General features: G+C 69.4%; 16 protein-coding genes. 10 read left to right on the top strand and 6 right to left on the bottom strand.

The features are described 5' to 3' along the window. The first annotated feature begins 1 nt into the window (after position 1). The 7 genes from hpaH to INR38_RS03860 all read left to right on the top strand — a co-directional run bounded on the left by hpaH (position 2) and on the right by INR38_RS03860 (position 6,750). Positions 2–835, top strand: coding sequence for a 2-oxo-hept-4-ene-1,7-dioate hydratase (hpaH, locus tag INR38_RS03890; protein WP_207442509.1), 834 nt, complete (start codon positions 2–4; stop codon positions 833–835). Positions 836–880: 45 nt separating this feature from the next. Beyond that, complete coding sequence (locus INR38_RS03885; protein WP_207442508.1) at positions 881–2,335, top strand: NAD-dependent succinate-semialdehyde dehydrogenase; 1,455 nt, start codon at positions 881–883, stop codon at positions 2,333–2,335. Positions 2,336–2,353: 18 nt separating this feature from the next. Continuing rightward, complete coding sequence (locus tag INR38_RS03880) at positions 2,354–3,175, top strand: aldolase/citrate lyase family protein (RefSeq protein WP_012202038.1); 822 nt, start codon at positions 2,354–2,356, stop codon at positions 3,173–3,175. 86 nt (positions 3,176–3,261) lie between these two features. Then, positions 3,262–3,750 carry a homoprotocatechuate degradation operon regulator HpaR gene (gene hpaR, locus INR38_RS03875; RefSeq protein WP_013800005.1) on the top strand — a complete coding sequence of 163 codons (489 nt, stop codon included), beginning with the start codon at positions 3,262–3,264 and terminating at the stop codon, positions 3,748–3,750. 44 nt (positions 3,751–3,794) lie between these two features. Continuing rightward, a complete protein-coding gene (locus INR38_RS03870; RefSeq protein ID WP_013800004.1) occupies positions 3,795–4,430 on the top strand; it encodes a 3'-5' exonuclease in 636 nt (211 codons plus the stop codon). Positions 4,431–4,620: 190 nt separating this feature from the next. Beyond that, entirely contained in the window at positions 4,621–5,124 is a 504-nt protein-coding gene (locus INR38_RS03865) for a flavin reductase family protein (protein WP_012202035.1), read from the top strand. A 210-nt stretch (positions 5,125–5,334) separates the two neighbouring features. After that, on the top strand, positions 5,335–6,750 hold the full coding sequence (locus tag INR38_RS03860; protein WP_207442507.1) for an amino acid permease: 1,416 nt from the start codon (positions 5,335–5,337) through the stop codon (positions 6,748–6,750). Here the strand turns inward: INR38_RS03860 and INR38_RS03855 are convergent. Beyond that, positions 6,747–7,946 (bottom strand): DUF5666 domain-containing protein, encoded by a 1,200-nt coding sequence (locus tag INR38_RS03855; RefSeq protein ID WP_207442506.1) that lies wholly within the window; start codon positions 7,944–7,946, stop codon positions 6,747–6,749. The genes INR38_RS03860 and INR38_RS03855 overlap by 4 nt on opposite strands. Positions 7,947–8,094: 148 nt before the next feature. Between INR38_RS03855 and INR38_RS03850 the strand changes: the two genes are divergently transcribed. From INR38_RS03850 to INR38_RS03840, 3 genes are read left to right on the top strand one after another with little or no spacing between them, the layout of a single operon-like run. Next, complete coding sequence (locus INR38_RS03850; RefSeq protein WP_325100485.1) at positions 8,095–8,805, top strand: PepSY domain-containing protein; 711 nt, start codon at positions 8,095–8,097, stop codon at positions 8,803–8,805. After that, positions 8,805–9,485: a response regulator transcription factor gene (locus INR38_RS03845; protein WP_013800000.1), complete on the top strand. Its 681-nt coding sequence runs from the start codon at positions 8,805–8,807 to the stop codon at positions 9,483–9,485. The genes INR38_RS03850 and INR38_RS03845 overlap by 1 nt, the downstream gene beginning before the upstream one ends. Continuing rightward, positions 9,475–10,812, top strand: a complete 1,338-nt coding sequence (locus tag INR38_RS03840; protein WP_097204796.1) for a sensor histidine kinase — start codon at positions 9,475–9,477, stop codon at positions 10,810–10,812. The genes INR38_RS03845 and INR38_RS03840 overlap by 11 nt, the downstream gene beginning before the upstream one ends. 19 nt (positions 10,813–10,831) lie before the next feature. Here the strand turns inward: INR38_RS03840 and minE are convergent, their stop codons facing one another. From minE to INR38_RS03815, 5 genes are all read right to left on the bottom strand, one after another. Further along, positions 10,832–11,095, bottom strand: a complete 264-nt coding sequence (gene minE / locus INR38_RS03835) for a cell division topological specificity factor MinE (protein ID WP_012202033.1) — start codon at positions 11,093–11,095, stop codon at positions 10,832–10,834. 6 nt (positions 11,096–11,101) lie between these two features. Beyond that, entirely contained in the window at positions 11,102–11,914 is an 813-nt protein-coding gene (minD, locus tag INR38_RS03830; protein WP_012202032.1) for a septum site-determining protein MinD, read from the bottom strand. Between the two features lie 49 nt (positions 11,915–11,963). Next, the gene (gene minC, locus INR38_RS03825; protein WP_207442505.1) at positions 11,964–12,710 is read right to left on the bottom strand and encodes a septum site-determining protein MinC; all 747 of its coding nucleotides are present in this window, start codon (positions 12,708–12,710) and stop codon (positions 11,964–11,966) included. Between the two features lie 168 nt (positions 12,711–12,878). Next, positions 12,879–13,667 carry a crotonase/enoyl-CoA hydratase family protein gene (locus INR38_RS03820; RefSeq protein WP_207442504.1) on the bottom strand — a complete coding sequence of 263 codons (789 nt, stop codon included), beginning with the start codon at positions 13,665–13,667 and terminating at the stop codon, positions 12,879–12,881. A 24-nt stretch (positions 13,668–13,691) separates the two neighbouring features. Then, positions 13,692–14,708, bottom strand: coding sequence for an acyl-CoA dehydrogenase (locus tag INR38_RS03815; RefSeq protein WP_207442503.1), 1,017 nt, complete (start codon positions 14,706–14,708; stop codon positions 13,692–13,694). Positions 14,709–14,775: the final 67 nt, after the last annotated feature.

The following is a 14,775-nucleotide window of genomic DNA, read 5'->3' as shown; positions in this document are numbered from 1 at the left end:
AATGTTTTCCCAAGAACTGTTGACCCAACTGGCCCAGGAGCTCGACCACAGCGAGAAGACGCGCGTTCAGGTCGAGCATTTCTCCAAGCGCTTTCCCGGCATGACCGTGGAGGATGGCTACCGCGTCTCGCGCGAATGGGTGCGCCTGCAGATCGCGGCGGGCCGCAAGGTGATCGGCCACAAGATCGGCCTGACCTCGCGCGCCATGCAGATATCGAGCCAGATCGACGAGCCCGACTACGGCACCCTGCTCGACAGCATGCTCTACCGCTGCACGCCGGGCCAGGTGCTGGACATCCCGGCCGCCCACTTCATCGCGCCGCGCGTGGAGGTGGAGCTGGCCTTCGTGCTCAAGGCGCCGCTGCGCGGCCCGGGCCTGCCCGGCGGCAGGGAGATCACGCTGCAGGACGTGCTGGACGCCACCGACCACGTGACGCCGGCCATCGAGATCATCGACGCGCGCATCGAGCAGTTCGACCGCCACACCAAGGCCATGCGCAAGGTCTACGACACCATCAGCGACAACGCGGCCAATGCGGGCATCGTGGTCGGCGCCGGGCAGGCTGTTCCCGGGGTGCTTGACCTGCCTTGGTGCGGCGCCATACTGCGCCAGAACGGGGTGGTCGAGGAGACCGGCCTGGCTGCCGGCGTGCAGGGCCATCCTGCCATCGGCGTAGCCTGGCTGGCCAACAAGCTCTCGCCCTGGGGCGAGGCCCTGGAGGCAGGCCAGACCGTGCTGGCCGGCTCGTTCACGCGCCCCGTGGCGGCCAGGGCCGGCGACCTGTTCGATGCCGACTACGGCCCGCTGGGCCGCCTGCAATTCCGTTTTGTCTAGGCGCCGTCGTCCCGACGCCTGCCCCGCCCTTATTGGAGATTTCCCATGCCGCTTGCACTGCGCGACCCCAGCCTGCTCAAGAACCTCTGCCTGATCGACGGCCAATGGCTGGCCGCCGACGATGGCAGCCGCATCGACGTCCACAACCCCGCCACGGGCGAGTCCGTGGGCCATGTGCCCCGCATGGGCGAGGCCGAGACGCAGCGCGCCATCGCCGCCGCCGAGCGCGCCTTCACCCTCTGGAAGCAACAGACCGCCGAGGCCCGCGCGCGCCTGCTGCAGCGCTGGTTCGAGCTGATGATGGAGAACCAGGAAGACCTGGCCCTGATCATGACCAGCGAGCAGGGCAAGCCCCTGGCCGAGTCGCGCGGCGAGATCGCCTACGCGGCCTCCTACGTGCAATGGTTTGCCGAGGAAGCGCGCCGCATCTACGGCTCCACCGTGCCCGCGCCCTGGGCCGACAAGCACATCATCGTGACCAAGGAGCCCGTGGGCGTCTGCGCCGCGATCACGCCCTGGAACTTCCCGGCCGCCATGATCACGCGCAAGGTCGCGCCCGCCCTGGCGGCGGGCTGCACCATCATCGTCAAGCCCGCGCAGCAGACACCGCTGTCGGCCCTGGCCATGGCCGAGCTGGCCCAGCGCGCCGGCATTCCCGAGGGCGTGTTCAGCGTGATCACGGGCTCCTCGCGCGCCATCGGCGGCGTGCTCACGGCCAGCATGGCCGTGCGCAAGCTGACCTTCACGGGCTCCACCGAAGTGGGCCGCGTGCTGGCCGAGCAATGCGCGCCCACGCTCAAGAAGATGTCGCTGGAGCTGGGCGGCAACGCGCCCTTCATCGTCTTCGACGACGCGGACCTGGATGCCGCCGTCGAGGGCGCCATGGCCTCCAAGTACCGCAACACCGGCCAGACCTGCGTGTGCGCCAACCGCCTGCTGGTGCAGGACGGCGTGTACGACGCCTTCATGGCCAGGCTCAAGGTCGCCGTGCAGGCCCTCAAGGTGGGCAATGGCCTGGAGGCCGGCGTGGGCCAGGGCCCGCTGATCGACCAGGCCGCCGTGGACAAGGTCGAGGAGCTGGTGGCCGATGCCGTGAAGAACGGCGCCGAGGTCGTGCTGGGCGGCAAGCGCCATGCGCTGGGCGGCACCTTCTACGAGCCCACCATCCTGGCCAACGCCACGGACCGCATGCGCATCGCCAGGGAAGAGGTCTTCGGCCCCGTGGCGCCCGTGTTCCGCTTCAAGACCGAGGAAGAGGCCATCCGCATGGCCAACGACACCGAGTACGGCCTGGCCGCCTACTTCTACGCCCGCGACGTGGGCCGCGTGTGGCGCGTGGGCGAGGCGCTGGAGTACGGCATGGTGGGCATCAACAGCGGCATCATCAGCACGGCCGTGGCGCCGTTTGGCGGCGTCAAGCAGTCGGGCATGGGCCGCGAGGGCGGCGCCGCCGGCATAGAGGAATACCTGAGCACCAAGTACCTGTGCATGGGCCACTGAGGCCCGGACAATCACACCATGCAGACACCTGTGAACCGCTTCAAGGCCGCCATTGCGGCCGACCAACCCCAGATCGGCCTGTGGCTGGGCCTGGCCGACGCCTATTCGGCGGAAATCTGCGCGGGCGCCGGCTTCGACTGGCTCCTGATCGACGGCGAGCATTCGCCCAACGACACGCGCACCCTGCTGGCGCAGCTGCAGGCCATCGCGGCCTATCCCGACAGCCATGCCATTGCCCGCGTGCCCATGGGACACGGCGAGGTCGGCGAGATGCTGATCAAGCAGTACCTGGACATCGGCGTGCAGACCCTGCTCGTGCCCATGGTGGACACGGCCGAGCAGGCCGCACGCATCGTGCGCGCCGCGCGCTATCCGCAGGCCGACGGCCAGGGCGGCATCCGCGGCATGGGCGGCGCACGCGCCTCGGCCTGGGGCCGGCGCGCCAACTACGCCCATGAAGCCAACGCCCAGGTCTGCGTGCTGGTGCAGGTGGAGACACGCCAGGCGCTGGCCCACCTGGACGCCATTGCCGCCACCGAGGGCGTGGACGGCGTCTTCATCGGCCCGGCCGACCTGTCGGCCTCCATGGGCCACATCGGCAACCCCGGCCATCCCGAGGTGCAGGAGGCGATTGCCGACGCCATCGCGCGCATACGCCGCGCGGGCAAGGCGCCCGGCATCCTCACGCCCAACGAGGCCCTGGCGCGCAAGTACCTGGAGCTGGGCTGCACCTTCACGGCCGTGGGCCTGGACACCAGCGTGCTGGTGCAGGCCACCAGCGCCCTGGCTGCGCGCTTCAAGCAGGCAGCGGCCCCCGCGCCGAAAAGCCAGACCTATTGAGGCCCCGGCCTGACAAGGCGCCCGCAACGCCGCTCCGGGGAGGGAGCGGCGGCTGCATAGAATCCAGCCGACAGATGCTGCCGAACATGCCCCAGACCACGCCCTCTTTTGCCCCCGAGCCGCTGCGCGCCTTCTCGCGCTCCCTGCCCATGGCGCTGCTGCGCGCCCGCGAATCGGTCATGGTGCGCTTTCGGCCCATGCTGCGCGCCCATGGCCTGACCGAACAGCAGTGGCGCGTGCTGCGCGCCATGGCGGCGGTCACGCACAGGCTGCGGCCCATGGAGCTGTCGCAGGCCACCTACATCAGCATGCCCAGCCTCTCGCGCCTGCTCAAGACGCTGGAAGGCCGGCAGCTGGTGGAGCGCTCGCGCCACGCCAGCGACATGCGCGGCGCCGAGTTCGAGCTCACGGCGGCCGGCCACGCCATCGTGGCAGAGATCGCGCCGCATTCCTCCGAGACCTATGCCGAGATCGAGCGCCTGGTGGGCCATGAAGAAATCGAGCAGCTCTACGCCCTGCTCGACCAGGTCGTGCAGCGCCTGGGCGCGGCCGACGGCAGCCAGGCCGAGGAATAGCCGCCCCGGCACGCCGGTCGGGCACTGCCGGGCACAATCGCCCCATGCCGCAGCCGATTGCCGTCATCGACTTTGAAACCACGGGCATGGCGCCCGCCCAGGGCGCGCGTGCCACCGAGGTCGCCATCGTGCTGATCGAGGGCGGCCAGGTGGTGGACCGCTTCCAGAGCCTGATGCGCACGGGCGCCTGGATACCGCCCTTCATCACGCGGCTGACCGGCATCACCAACGCCATGGTCGCCGCCGCGCCGCCCGCCGAGGACGTGATGCGCGATGCCGCGCGCTTCGTGGGCAGCGCCCCCATGGTGGCGCACAACGCGGCCTTCGACAGCAAGTTCTGGCAGTCCGAGCTGGCCCTGGCCGGCGAGGCCGCACCCCAGCCCTTTGCCTGCACCGTGCTGCTGTCGCGCCGCATCTACCCGGAGGCGCCCAGCCACAGCCTGAGCCGGCTCACCGCCCACCTGGGCCTGCCCGTGGCCGAGCGTGCCCACCGGGCGCTGGCCGATGCCGAGATGGCCGCCGCCCTGCTGGCGCGCATGCAGCAGGACCTGTGCCTGCGCCACGCGCTGGCCTGGCCCGAGCATGCCCTGCTGATGCAGCTGCAGCGCTGCACGCGGGCCCGCATGAAGGCCTGGCTGAACGAGAACGCCGCGCCCGCCCAGATGAGCATGGCGCTGTGAGCCGGCGCCGCGCACACAGGGCAAAGACCTCCCTGGCAGAGGCCCCATCGGCCGCTTCTGCCGGCATCCGCACCCATAATGCAAGGTTGCTGCCCGGCTCCGGGCGCCCGTCCCAAACGCTGCAGCCCTGCTGCGGCCTTGCTGCCGCCTGGTTCTTGCACCCGTGAATTCCGCACTGCCTCCCGCCGCCATGGCCGCCCTGCCTCCACAGTCCCCGTTCTCGTCGCGCGAGTTCCGCGACGCGCTGGGCCAGTTCGCCACGGGCGTGACCATCGTCACCGCACGCAGCCCGCAGGGCCATCCGGTGGGCGTCACCGTGAGCTCGTTCAACTCCGTCTCGCTCACGCCGCCGCTGGTGCTGTGGAGCATGGCGCTGTCGGCGGCCTCGCTGCCCGTGTTCCAGCATTGCTCGCACTACGCCATCCACGTGCTGTCGGCCTCGCAAAAGCCCCTGGCCGAGCTGTTCGCGCGCAAGGGCGTGGACCGCTTCGCCAACACCGCCTGGCGCAGCTCGGCACAAGGCGTGCCCCTGCTGTCCGAAGCCACCACCGTCTTCGAGTGCCGCAATCGCCATCGCCATGAAGAGGGCGACCATGTGATCTTCATCGGCGAGGTCGAGCAGTGCAGCCACCAGGCCGGCCACACGCCGCTGCTGTACCACGCAGGCCGCATGCACACGGGCGGCCTGGGCTGATACCGGGGCCTGCGGCAGCACTCCCGTCGCCTCTTTCGGCGGCTCCCCCATTCCCGTTCCTTCCCGCCCCCGGGTAATCCCCCGTCCGGGAAATCGGTGTCTGCGCATATTGTATATACAGGCTTATACATCTGATCGCAGACCCATCCGCAGGCTGATGAAGCCTGTGGATGCGGCAGCAATTTCACCAATGACGGGGGGAGACAGCGCATGAGTTCACCATCTGCAGGCAGCCTGCACCGAGGGCTGTCGGCCCGCCATATCCGCTTCATGGCACTGGGCTCGGCCATAGGCACGGGGCTGTTCTACGGCTCGGCCAAGGCCATACAGCAGGCGGGGCCCTCGGTGCTGATCGCCTACCTGCTGGCGGGCGCGGCGGTCTACATGGTGATGCGCGCGCTGGGCGAGATGGCCGTGCACAACCCCGTGCCCGGCTCCTTCGGCCAGTACGCCAGCGACTACCTGGGACCGTTCGCCGGCTTCGTCACGGGCTGGACCTATACCTTCGAGATGGTCATCGTCTGCCTGGCCGACGTGACGGCCTTCGGCATCTACATGGGGTTCTGGTTTCCCGAGGTGCCGCGCTGGATCTGGGTGCTGTCCATCGTCTGCTTCATCGGCGCGCTCAACCTGTGCTCGGTCAAGGTGTTCGGCGAGATGGAGTTCTGGCTGTCCCTGCTCAAGGTGGCGGCCATCATCGCCATGATCGGCGGCGGCCTGGGCATCATGGTGTTCGGCTTCGGCATGGCGGCCGGCCAGGCGCCGACCGGCGTGCAGAACCTGTGGGTGCACGGCGGCTTCATGCCCAATGGCGTCTCGGGGCTGATTGCATCGCTGGCAGTGGTGGTGTTCGCGTTCGGCGGCATCGAGATCATCGGCATCTCGGCCGGCGAGGCCAAGGACCCGGCGCGCGTGATCCCGCGCGCCATCAACGCCGTACCGCTGCGCATCCTGCTGTTCTACGTGCTCACGCTGTTCGTGCTGATGAGCATCTTCCCCTGGCCACAGATCGGCAGCCAGGGCAGCCCCTTCGTGCAGATCTTCAGCGGCCTGGGCATTTCCTCGGCCGCCACCATCCTCAACATCGTGGTGATCTCGGCGGCCGTGTCGGCCATCAACAGCGACATCTTCGGTGCCGGCCGCATGCTGTACGGCATGGCGCACCAGGGCCAGGCCCCCGCCGGCTTCGGCCGCGTCTCGCGCCATGGCGTGCCCTGGATGACGGTGGTGGTGATGGCCGTGGCGCTGCTGGCCGGCGTGGTGCTGAACTACCTGATCCCCGAGGACGTGTTCCTGCTGATCGCCTCCATCGCCACCTTCGCCACGGTCTGGGTCTGGCTGATGATCCTGCTGTCGCAGTTCGCGGCGCGCCGCCGCATGAGCCCGCAGCAGGTGGCCGCGCTGAAGTTCCCGGTCCCGCTGTGGCCCGCCGCGCCCCTGGCCGCCATCGCCTTCATGCTGCTGGTGCTGGGCGTGCTCGGCTACTTCCCCCACACCCGTGCAGCCCTGGTCGTGGGCGGCCTGTGGATCGTGCTGCTGGGCGCTGCCTACCTGCTGTGGGTGCGCCCCGCCGCCGCGCGTGCGCAGAGCGAGGCCATGCGGCCTGCGGCGAACGCGAACCCTTAGTCGAACTCGACCTCGGTGGCCACCACCATCGCGCCATCGACCGAGAGCCGGCCCTTGACCTCGACCACGCGCCCCACGGCAATTTGGGCAGCGCTGCCATCCTCGAAGCGCGCATTGCGATAGTCCACGCGCACGCCGCGCAGCTCGAAGATGCCGGCCAGGCTGTCGACAGCGGTGATGCGGCCCTCGATCTCGAAGCCATCGTCACTGTCCAGCCGCAGCTTGCGCTCGACCTCGGAGGCGCGAAGCACCCCGTCCTGGAACATACCCTCGACCTCGACCAGGTCGCCCACGGCAAGGCCTGCGGGCAGGCGTGTGGCGCTGCCCGCGTCCACGCTCAGGCCGTCCACGACGAAGCGGGTCGGCGAGTCCATGCGGGTGATATGGCCGGTGACGTCCGCCTCCACGCCTGCCTGTTCGGGCAGCGTGGGACGCTGCACCGACAGTGCGGTGGCCACCCACAGGCCGGCGGCATCTGGCTGGCGCGCCAGGCGCAGGCTGACCACGTCGCCGGCAGCCAGCGCGGCGGCAACCTGCACGCCGCTCCAGTTGACGATGGCCTCGCCGATGCGCAGGGTGCGGCGCGACGCGTCAACGGCATCGACAGGCGCGCGCAGGCGCCAGGGCTCGTCGGCGTCATCCTCGATCTCGATGCGGCTGGCAAGAATGCGGCCCTGCGCATCGCGCAGGCCGTGGACTTCCAGCACACGGCCGACCTGCAGCGCCGCCGCGCGGCCGTCCTCGAACACCGTGGCCGCATCGACGATCACGGTCTGGCCCAGTACGGTCAGCCGGCCGCCCACAACCGCGCTCAACGGACCTTCCAGATCGCTGCGCACAAGAATCTGGCGGGCCATGGCGCGCGCCACACCATCGCTTCCGGTGGTCACGGGGTCGGCCGTGACATGGACCGCCATGCCCAGCTTGAGCGCATCGCTGGCCAGCAGGACGCCATCGCCATCGGTGATCCGGGCCTGGCGCTCGTCATACCGCACCCCATTGACCAGGATGGAGCCGAAGCCGTCAATGGTGCCCGACGCATAGCTGGCGCTGGGAGTGACCGGCGTGGGGGCGGGCTTGTCAGCCCCGCCGCCGCCACCGCCGCAGGCGGCCAGCAGCACGGACAGCGAGAGCGCGCCAGCGCCCAGGGCCCGGTGCAATGGCGGGGCGGAGCGGGAAAAGCGAAGAAAATGCATGGTGTTCGATGCCAGAAAGAAACAGATGAAAAGGCACCGCGGCGGGGCCATCGGTGCAACCGCCTGCAGTGTCGGCAAAGGCGCCTAAACCGCGCATGAATGGCGCGTTCATGCACTGTTTAAGAACGTGCACATAAGATGCGTTGCCGTGAAACTCCGCCTCGCACTTGCTGCCTTGCTGGCCCTGACGCTGGCGCCCGCCTCTGCCACCACGCCAGCGGAGCATGAAAGCGTGCGCCGCGAGGTGCAGTCGAAGCGCCTGCGGCCCTTGGCGGAAATCCTCCAGGACGTGCAGCAGCGCCACAAAGGGCGCGTCATCGACATCGAACTCGAGCGCGGCGCCGACGGCCGGCGCTGGTACGAAATCAAGCTCGCCAATGGCCAGCGCACGGAGATCTATATCGATGCAGTCACGGGACAGGACATCCCCCGGCCGGGCGCGACCACCGCCGTGCTGATACCCATGTCCGCCGTGGCGGCAGCCGTCACCCGCTTGCATCCCGGCACCGTGCTGCAGATCGAGCTGGAGGAAACGCGCAGCCCCAGGCCCTACTACGAGATCCAGCTGCTCACGCGCGAAGGCCGTGAGCAGCTGCTGCGCGCCGACGCCCAGACGGGCCGCATCCTGGTGGAGCCTGTCCTGAGTCGGGAGCAGGCCGCCACGCTGCAACCGCTGCCGCGCATTCTTGAGGAACTGGAGCGCAAGTACCAGGCCCGCGCCACAGAGGCCGAGCTCAAGATCGACGTCCGGCAGCGCGCCTACTACGAGGTCGAGTTGCAGCTGAGCGCCGGCCGCAGCATCGAAGTGCATGTGGATGCGTACAGCGGCCAGCCCATCGAAGAGGACGGACTGCGCTGATGCGGGTGCTCATCGTCGAAGACGACGCCGATCTTGCTGCAGGCCTGCAGGCCATCCTGCAGGAGGCCGGCATGCTGGCCGAGTGCTGCGCGGACGGCCGCCTCGCCCAGGAACTGGGCAGCGTCGAACACTATGACGCCGCCTTGCTGGACCTGGGGCTGCCAGGACAGGACGGCGTCTCGGTGCTGCGCCATTGGCGCGAGCAGGGCCGCTCCTTTCCCGTGCTGGTGCTCACGGCCCGCAACCGCTGGAGCGACAAGCTCACGGCCTTCCAGGCCGGCGCAGACGACTACCTGACCAAGCCCTTTCTGCACGAGGAGGTCGTCACGCGGCTGCGCGTGCTGCACCGGCGCGCAGCAGGCGGCAGCCGGCCCCTGGTGCAGATAGGCCCGCTGGCCTACGACACCATGGCAGACCGCTTCACGCTCGAAGGTCGGCCGCTTGCGCTGACCGCGCAGGAGCAACGCATCCTGAGCTTTCTGACCAACCGGCATGGACAGCTCGTCAGCCGCGCCGACATCAGCGAGCATGTCTACGCACGCGACCTGGACCCGGACTCCAACACCGTGGACGTGCTGGTCGGCCGCATCCGCCGCAAACTGTCCCCGCATGGCCTGATCCATACCGAGCGCGGACGGGGCTTTCGCCTGCAGCAGGCCAGCGGCGACCATGCGTCCTAGGCACTGGGGCCTGTCGGAGCGCCTGCTGGCACTGAGCCTGGTGGCCACGCTGGCCTGCGGCACGGCCGCCAGCTGGCTGCTGCGCGAGCAGTTGCACGATGCGGTGCTGCGCAGCTTCAAGGCCGGCCTGCAGGACCGTGCCGAGCGGCTGCAGGCCGAGCTGCAGTCCCCTGGGCCCCTGACCGGACAGGGCACGCGGCTCAATCGCGGCGAGTTCGGCCGCATTTTCTCGGGCTGGTACTGGACACTGGAGCAGGACGGGCGGCTGCAGCAGTCGCGCTCGGTCTGGGACGACAGCCTGGAGCTGGACGACGCCCGTCCCTGGCCCCGGAACAAGGGCAGCGAGACGCTGCTGTCGCTGCGCGGGCCGCAGGGGCGCGAACTGCTGGGCCTGCGCCGCAGCTTCGATGTCGCGGGCCGGCGCGTGCAGCTGCATGTCTTCGGCCCGCTGGACGGTACGCGCCAGGAATGGCGCCGCATCGACCGCATCCTGCTGGTCACCGAGCTGGGCCTGGTCGCCGCGCTGCTGCTGTGCACGGTGGCGCTGGTGCGCCTGGGATTGCAGCCGCTGCGCAGCCTGCAGCAGGCGCTGCAGGACATGGAAGACGGCACACGCACGCAGCTGGGGCGGCACTTCGGCCCCGACCTGGACCCGATTGCCGAGGCCGTGGACCAGGTGCTGCAGCGCAATGCCCAGGTCGTAGAGCGCGCGCGCCACCAGGCGGCCGACCTGAGCCATGCGCTCAAGAAGCCGCTGGCCGTGCTCGGCATCCAGGCACGCGGCCATCAGGTCGATGGCCCGTGGCTGCGTGACCAGGTACAGGCCATGTCCCACACCATCGACCGCCATCTGGCGCGCTTCGCCAGCGGCGCCGGCAGCGCCGGCAGCGTGGCGCTGGATGAGGTGCTGGCCCGGCTGCTGGATGCCATGCGCCAGATCCACGCCCAGCGGCGCCTGTCCTGGTCCATGCAGACCTCCACGCCGCTGCCCGGCCATGGGCTGCGCTGGCGCGGCGCGGCCTCGGACCTGGAGGAGATGGCGGGAAACCTGCTGGACAACGCCGGCAAGTGGGCGCGCAGCCGCGTCACGCTGGCCGTGTGCCAGGACGGCACGACGACGCTGCTGCAGATCGATGACGACGGCCCAGGCCTGGCGCCGGAGCATCTCGCGCAGGCCATGGAGCGCGGTGTCCGCTTCGACGAACAGGCCCAGGGCCACGGCCTGGGCCTGGCCATCGTGCGCGACATCGCCGAGACCTATGGTGGATCGCTGGAGATGGGGCCCAGCCCGCTGGGCGGGTTGCGCTGCACGCTGCGCCTGGGCTGAGCACGGCGCCGGGCAGCGCTCAGCGCGAGGCGTCGGGCAGTTCGATCTTGACTTCGAGCACTTCGAGGTTTTCCTGGCGCTCCAGGTGCACCTTGATGTCGTTGACGTCGATGTCCACGTACTTGGAGATCACCGCCATCAGCTCCTTTTGCAGCGCAGGCAGGTAGTCGGGACCGCCGCCGTTGCCGCCCACGCGTTCGCGCGCGAGGATGATCTGCAGGCGCTCCTTGGCCACCGAGGCCGTCTTCTTCTTTTCTCCGAGCAGGAAAGAGAGCATGGACATGGCCGCTTACCTCCCCCCGAACATGCGTTTGAAGAAGCCGGGCTTTTGCGCTTCGGTGAAGCGCATGGGCTTTTCCTCGCCCAGGAAGCGCGCGACCACGTCCTGGTAGGCCTCGGCCACGTCCGAGCCCTGCATGTGCACGGCGGGAATGCCCTGGTTGGAGGCCTGCAGCACGGTTTCGGACTCGGGCACGACACCGATCAGCTCGATGCGCAGGATGTCCTGGATGTCCTCCAGCGACAGCATCTGGCCGTCCTGCACGCGGTTGGGGTTGTAGCGCGTGATCAGCAGGTGCTCCTTGACGCTCTCGCCCGCAATGGCGCGCGCGGTCTTGGAGCTGAGCATGCCCAGGATGCGGTCTGAGTCGCGCACCGAGGAGACTTCGGGGTTGGTCACGACCAGGGCCTCGTCGGCGAAGTGCATGGCGATCAGGGCGCCGCTTTCGATGCCGGCCGGCGAGTCGCAGATGATGTACTCGAAGTCCATGCCCGCCAGGTCGTCCAGGATCTTCTTGACGCCGTCCTGCGTCAGCGCATCCTTGTCACGCGTCTGGGAGGCGGCCAGCACGAAGAGGTTGTCGCACTGCTTGTCCTTGATCAGGGCCTGGTTGAGGTTGGCCTCGCCCTGGATGACGTTGATCAGGTCGTAGACCACGCGGCGCTCGCAGCCCATGATCAGGTCCAGGTTGCGCAGGCCCACGTCGAAATCGATGACGGCGGTCTTGTGCCCGCGCAATGCGAGGCCCGATGCGAAGCTGGCGCTGGTGGTGGTCTTGCCCACGCCACCCTTGCCGGAGGTCACGACGACTATTTTGGCCATGTTTGCACGGTTCCTTAAAGACTGGAGAGCAAAGAAGAGGGGTCCGGTGTCATACCGGCTCGATGAGGATTTTCTCGCCGTCGAGACGCACCTTGGCGGGCCTGGCAGCCACGTCCGCCGGGAGATCGGTCTCGATTGTGCGATAGATGCCGGCAATCGACAGCAGCTGTGCTTCCATGCAGGTGCTGAAGATGCGCGCCTCGGTGTTGCCGCGCGCCCCGGCGATGGCCCTGCCGCGCAGCGGCGCGTAGACATGGACGTTGCCGTCGGCGATGACTTCGGCACCATAGCTGACCATGGCCAGCACCACGATGTCGGTGCCGCGCGCATAGACGCGCTGGCCCGAGCGCAGCGGCTTGTCCACGATGAGGGCGTCGGCCTGGGGTGCAGGCACCTCGCGCACCACCTCGACCTCGCGCACGACTTCCTGGATCTCGATCTCGGGCACCGTGGGCCGCACGGGTGCGGCCTCGGGCGCGGGCGCCAGGCCTGCGGCACGCGCCGCCTCCATCTGCGCCGGGCTGCCGCCGCGCACGGCCACGGGCACGGTGCGGTGAAAGCGCAGCGCCTCCACGAGCACGGCGAAGTCGATGGCCTCCTCGGCCTCGCGCACATGGGTCAGGTCGATCAGTACGGGGTCGTTGTCGAAGAAATCCGGGTCGTCGGCCAGGCGCTGGGCCAGGTCGGCCACAAGCGCACGTACGTCGGTATCCCGCAGGGTCACGGCCACCACGGGCAGCTGCGCGCTCTTGAGGTCGAAGCTGGGGCGGGCAGTACTCGTCGTTTCAACGGCCATGGGACTGGGAGTGCGGTGGATGGGAGAGTTGCCTCTCGACGCGCAAAGTGTACTGTGTGCGCAGTACATGGGCGCCCACTCCCGCCGGGAGGCCGGCACCGGGGAGTGTCCATTTGTGTTGTGTCACATACGGCCCATGCCCCCGTGGCGGGGGCCGGGCGGGCCCGGTCACTGAAACCGGGGCTTACGCTTCTCCACGAAGGCCATCACGGCCTCGCGGTGGTCGGCAGTCTTGTGGGCCAGGGCCTGGTAGCCGGCGGACAGCTCCAGCAGCGACTCCAGCGTGCTGTGCTCACCCTCGCGCAGCAGGCGCTTGGTCATGCGCATCACGGCGCCGGGGTTGGCGGCGATCTTGTCAGCCAGCGCGCGCGCCGTGGCCAGCAGCTGGTCGGCGGGCACGACGCGGCTGACCAGGCCGCAGGCCAGGGCCTGCTGCGCGTCGATGGCCTCGCCCGTGAATGCCATCTCGGCCGCCTTGGCGCGACCCACGGCGCGCGGCAGCAGCCAGGCCCCCCCGTCCCCGGGGACGATGCCCACGCGCACGAAGCTCTCGGCAAAGGTGGCCGTCTCGCTGGCGATGCGGATGTCGCACATGCAGGTCAGGTCCAGCCCCGCGCCGATGGCCGGGCCGTTGATGGCGCAGATCACGGGCACGTCCAGCTGGGTCAGGGCACGCGGAATGCGCTGTATGCCCTGGCGGTACTCCTCGCGGATGGCGTCGGGCGTGAGCGCGTCGTCGAAGAAGCGCTGCATGTCCTTGACGTTGCCGCCCGAGCTGAAGATGGGGCCCGCGCCCGTGAGGATGACGGCCTTGACCGAGGCATCGCGCCGGATCTCGTCGCAGACCTGCACGAATTCCTCCACGGCCGTGTTGCCCGTGAGCGCGTTGCGCGTCTCGGGCTGGTTCATGGTGAGGGTCCAGATGGCGCCGTCGCGCTCGATGTTCAGAAAGGGCATGGATGGGGTTCCTTCGAGAGCCTGTCAGGCGGTGATATCGGTGGTGGAGCGGATCAGATCCAGGGTGCTGCCCGCGTGGCCATGGACCAGCGCGGCGCCTGCCACACCGTGCCAGTACGACTCGGAGCCCGCCGTCTGGCGCCAGGCATGCAGGCGGCGCGTGAGCAGTTGCAGGTCGTATTCCTCGGTGAAGCCCATGGCGCCGTGGATGGCGTGGGCCGCCTCGGCCACGGCCAGCGCGGCCTGGCTGCAGCGCGCCTTGGCCACGGCCACGCGCAGCCGATCGGGGAAGACGCCCTGCCCCGCGCAGCCCAGCCGGGCGGCCATGCGCGCGGCGAAGACATGCTCGCTCATCACCGCCAGCTGGTGCTGAATGGCCTGGAACTTGCCGATGGGGCGGCCGAACTGCTGGCGGTCATTCGCATACTGCAGCGTGCGCTGGAACACCTCCATGAGCGCGCCCGCGAGCTGCGCCGCCACCAGGCCGGCCTGCAGCGTGCGCAGGTCCAGCCCATCCGGCAGGGCGATAGCGGGAGCAGATGCCGCGCGGACCTGATCGGCGCTCCAGCGCAGGTTCACGTCCAAGCAGAAGGCCGCCGGCTCGGACTGCGCCTGCGCCACGGGCAGCAGGCTCCAGCCCTGCGCATGCTGCACCAGCACGCTGTCCGCCACCGCGCCCAGGCGCACGGGTTCGCAGTGCAGGCTGCCATCCGGCTGGAGCAGGCCTTGCGCCAACGCGATGGCGCCTGGTGGACGCTCCGCCCCCGCGCCCGCCAACAGCGCGCGCGCCAGCATGGTTTCGCCCAGCGGCACGGGCAGCGCATGGGCGCCGGCCTGCGACCACACATCGAACAGCTGCGCCAGCGCCAGCCCCGCGCCGCCCGCGTGCTCAGGCACCAGGGCATCGGCAAAGCCGGCCTGCTCCAGCGATTGCCACAGCGCCCGGGGCGAGCCCCCGGCCTCGATGGCGCGCACCCGCGCGGGCGTGCACTCGCCCTGCAGCAGCTGGCGTGCGGCATCGGCAAACAAATCGTCTTCCATGTCTCTCTCCATTCATGACACATGACGCCAGGCCTTGGGCGTTCCGTTTGAAACTGGCGCGCCCCAA

The sequence above is a fragment of the Delftia sp. SD018 genome, assembly GCF_017355445.1.
GTDB lineage: Bacteria > Pseudomonadota > Gammaproteobacteria > Burkholderiales > Burkholderiaceae_C > Comamonas > Comamonas acidovorans.
This window is presented reverse-complemented; position numbering and strand designations above follow the sequence as displayed.

Excerpts from the sequence above, each read along its gene's own strand:
- hpaH (WP_207442509.1), top strand. The coding sequence starts at position 2 with ATGTTTTCCCAAGAACTGTTGACCCAACTGGCCCAGGAGCTCGACCAC.
- INR38_RS03885 (WP_207442508.1), top strand. The coding sequence starts at position 881 with ATGCCGCTTGCACTGCGCGACCCCAGCCTGCTCAAGAACCTCTGCCTG.
- INR38_RS03880 (WP_012202038.1), top strand. The coding sequence starts at position 2,354 with ATGCAGACACCTGTGAACCGCTTCAAGGCCGCCATTGCGGCCGACCAA.
- hpaR (WP_013800005.1), top strand. The coding sequence starts at position 3,262 with ATGCCCCAGACCACGCCCTCTTTTGCCCCCGAGCCGCTGCGCGCCTTC.
- INR38_RS03870 (WP_013800004.1), top strand. The coding sequence starts at position 3,795 with ATGCCGCAGCCGATTGCCGTCATCGACTTTGAAACCACGGGCATGGCG.
- INR38_RS03865 (WP_012202035.1), top strand. The coding sequence starts at position 4,621 with ATGGCCGCCCTGCCTCCACAGTCCCCGTTCTCGTCGCGCGAGTTCCGC.
- INR38_RS03860 (WP_207442507.1), top strand. The coding sequence starts at position 5,335 with ATGAGTTCACCATCTGCAGGCAGCCTGCACCGAGGGCTGTCGGCCCGC.
- INR38_RS03855 (WP_207442506.1), bottom strand. The coding sequence starts at position 7,946 with ATGCATTTTCTTCGCTTTTCCCGCTCCGCCCCGCCATTGCACCGGGCC.
- INR38_RS03845 (WP_013800000.1), top strand. The coding sequence starts at position 8,805 with ATGCGGGTGCTCATCGTCGAAGACGACGCCGATCTTGCTGCAGGCCTG.
- INR38_RS03840 (WP_097204796.1), top strand. The coding sequence starts at position 9,475 with ATGCGTCCTAGGCACTGGGGCCTGTCGGAGCGCCTGCTGGCACTGAGC.
- minE (WP_012202033.1), bottom strand. The coding sequence starts at position 11,095 with ATGTCCATGCTCTCTTTCCTGCTCGGAGAAAAGAAGAAGACGGCCTCG.
- minD (WP_012202032.1), bottom strand. The coding sequence starts at position 11,914 with ATGGCCAAAATAGTCGTCGTGACCTCCGGCAAGGGTGGCGTGGGCAAG.
- minC (WP_207442505.1), bottom strand. The coding sequence starts at position 12,710 with ATGGCCGTTGAAACGACGAGTACTGCCCGCCCCAGCTTCGACCTCAAG.
- INR38_RS03820 (WP_207442504.1), bottom strand. The coding sequence starts at position 13,667 with ATGCCCTTTCTGAACATCGAGCGCGACGGCGCCATCTGGACCCTCACC.
- INR38_RS03815 (WP_207442503.1), bottom strand. The coding sequence starts at position 14,708 with ATGGAAGACGATTTGTTTGCCGATGCCGCACGCCAGCTGCTGCAGGGC.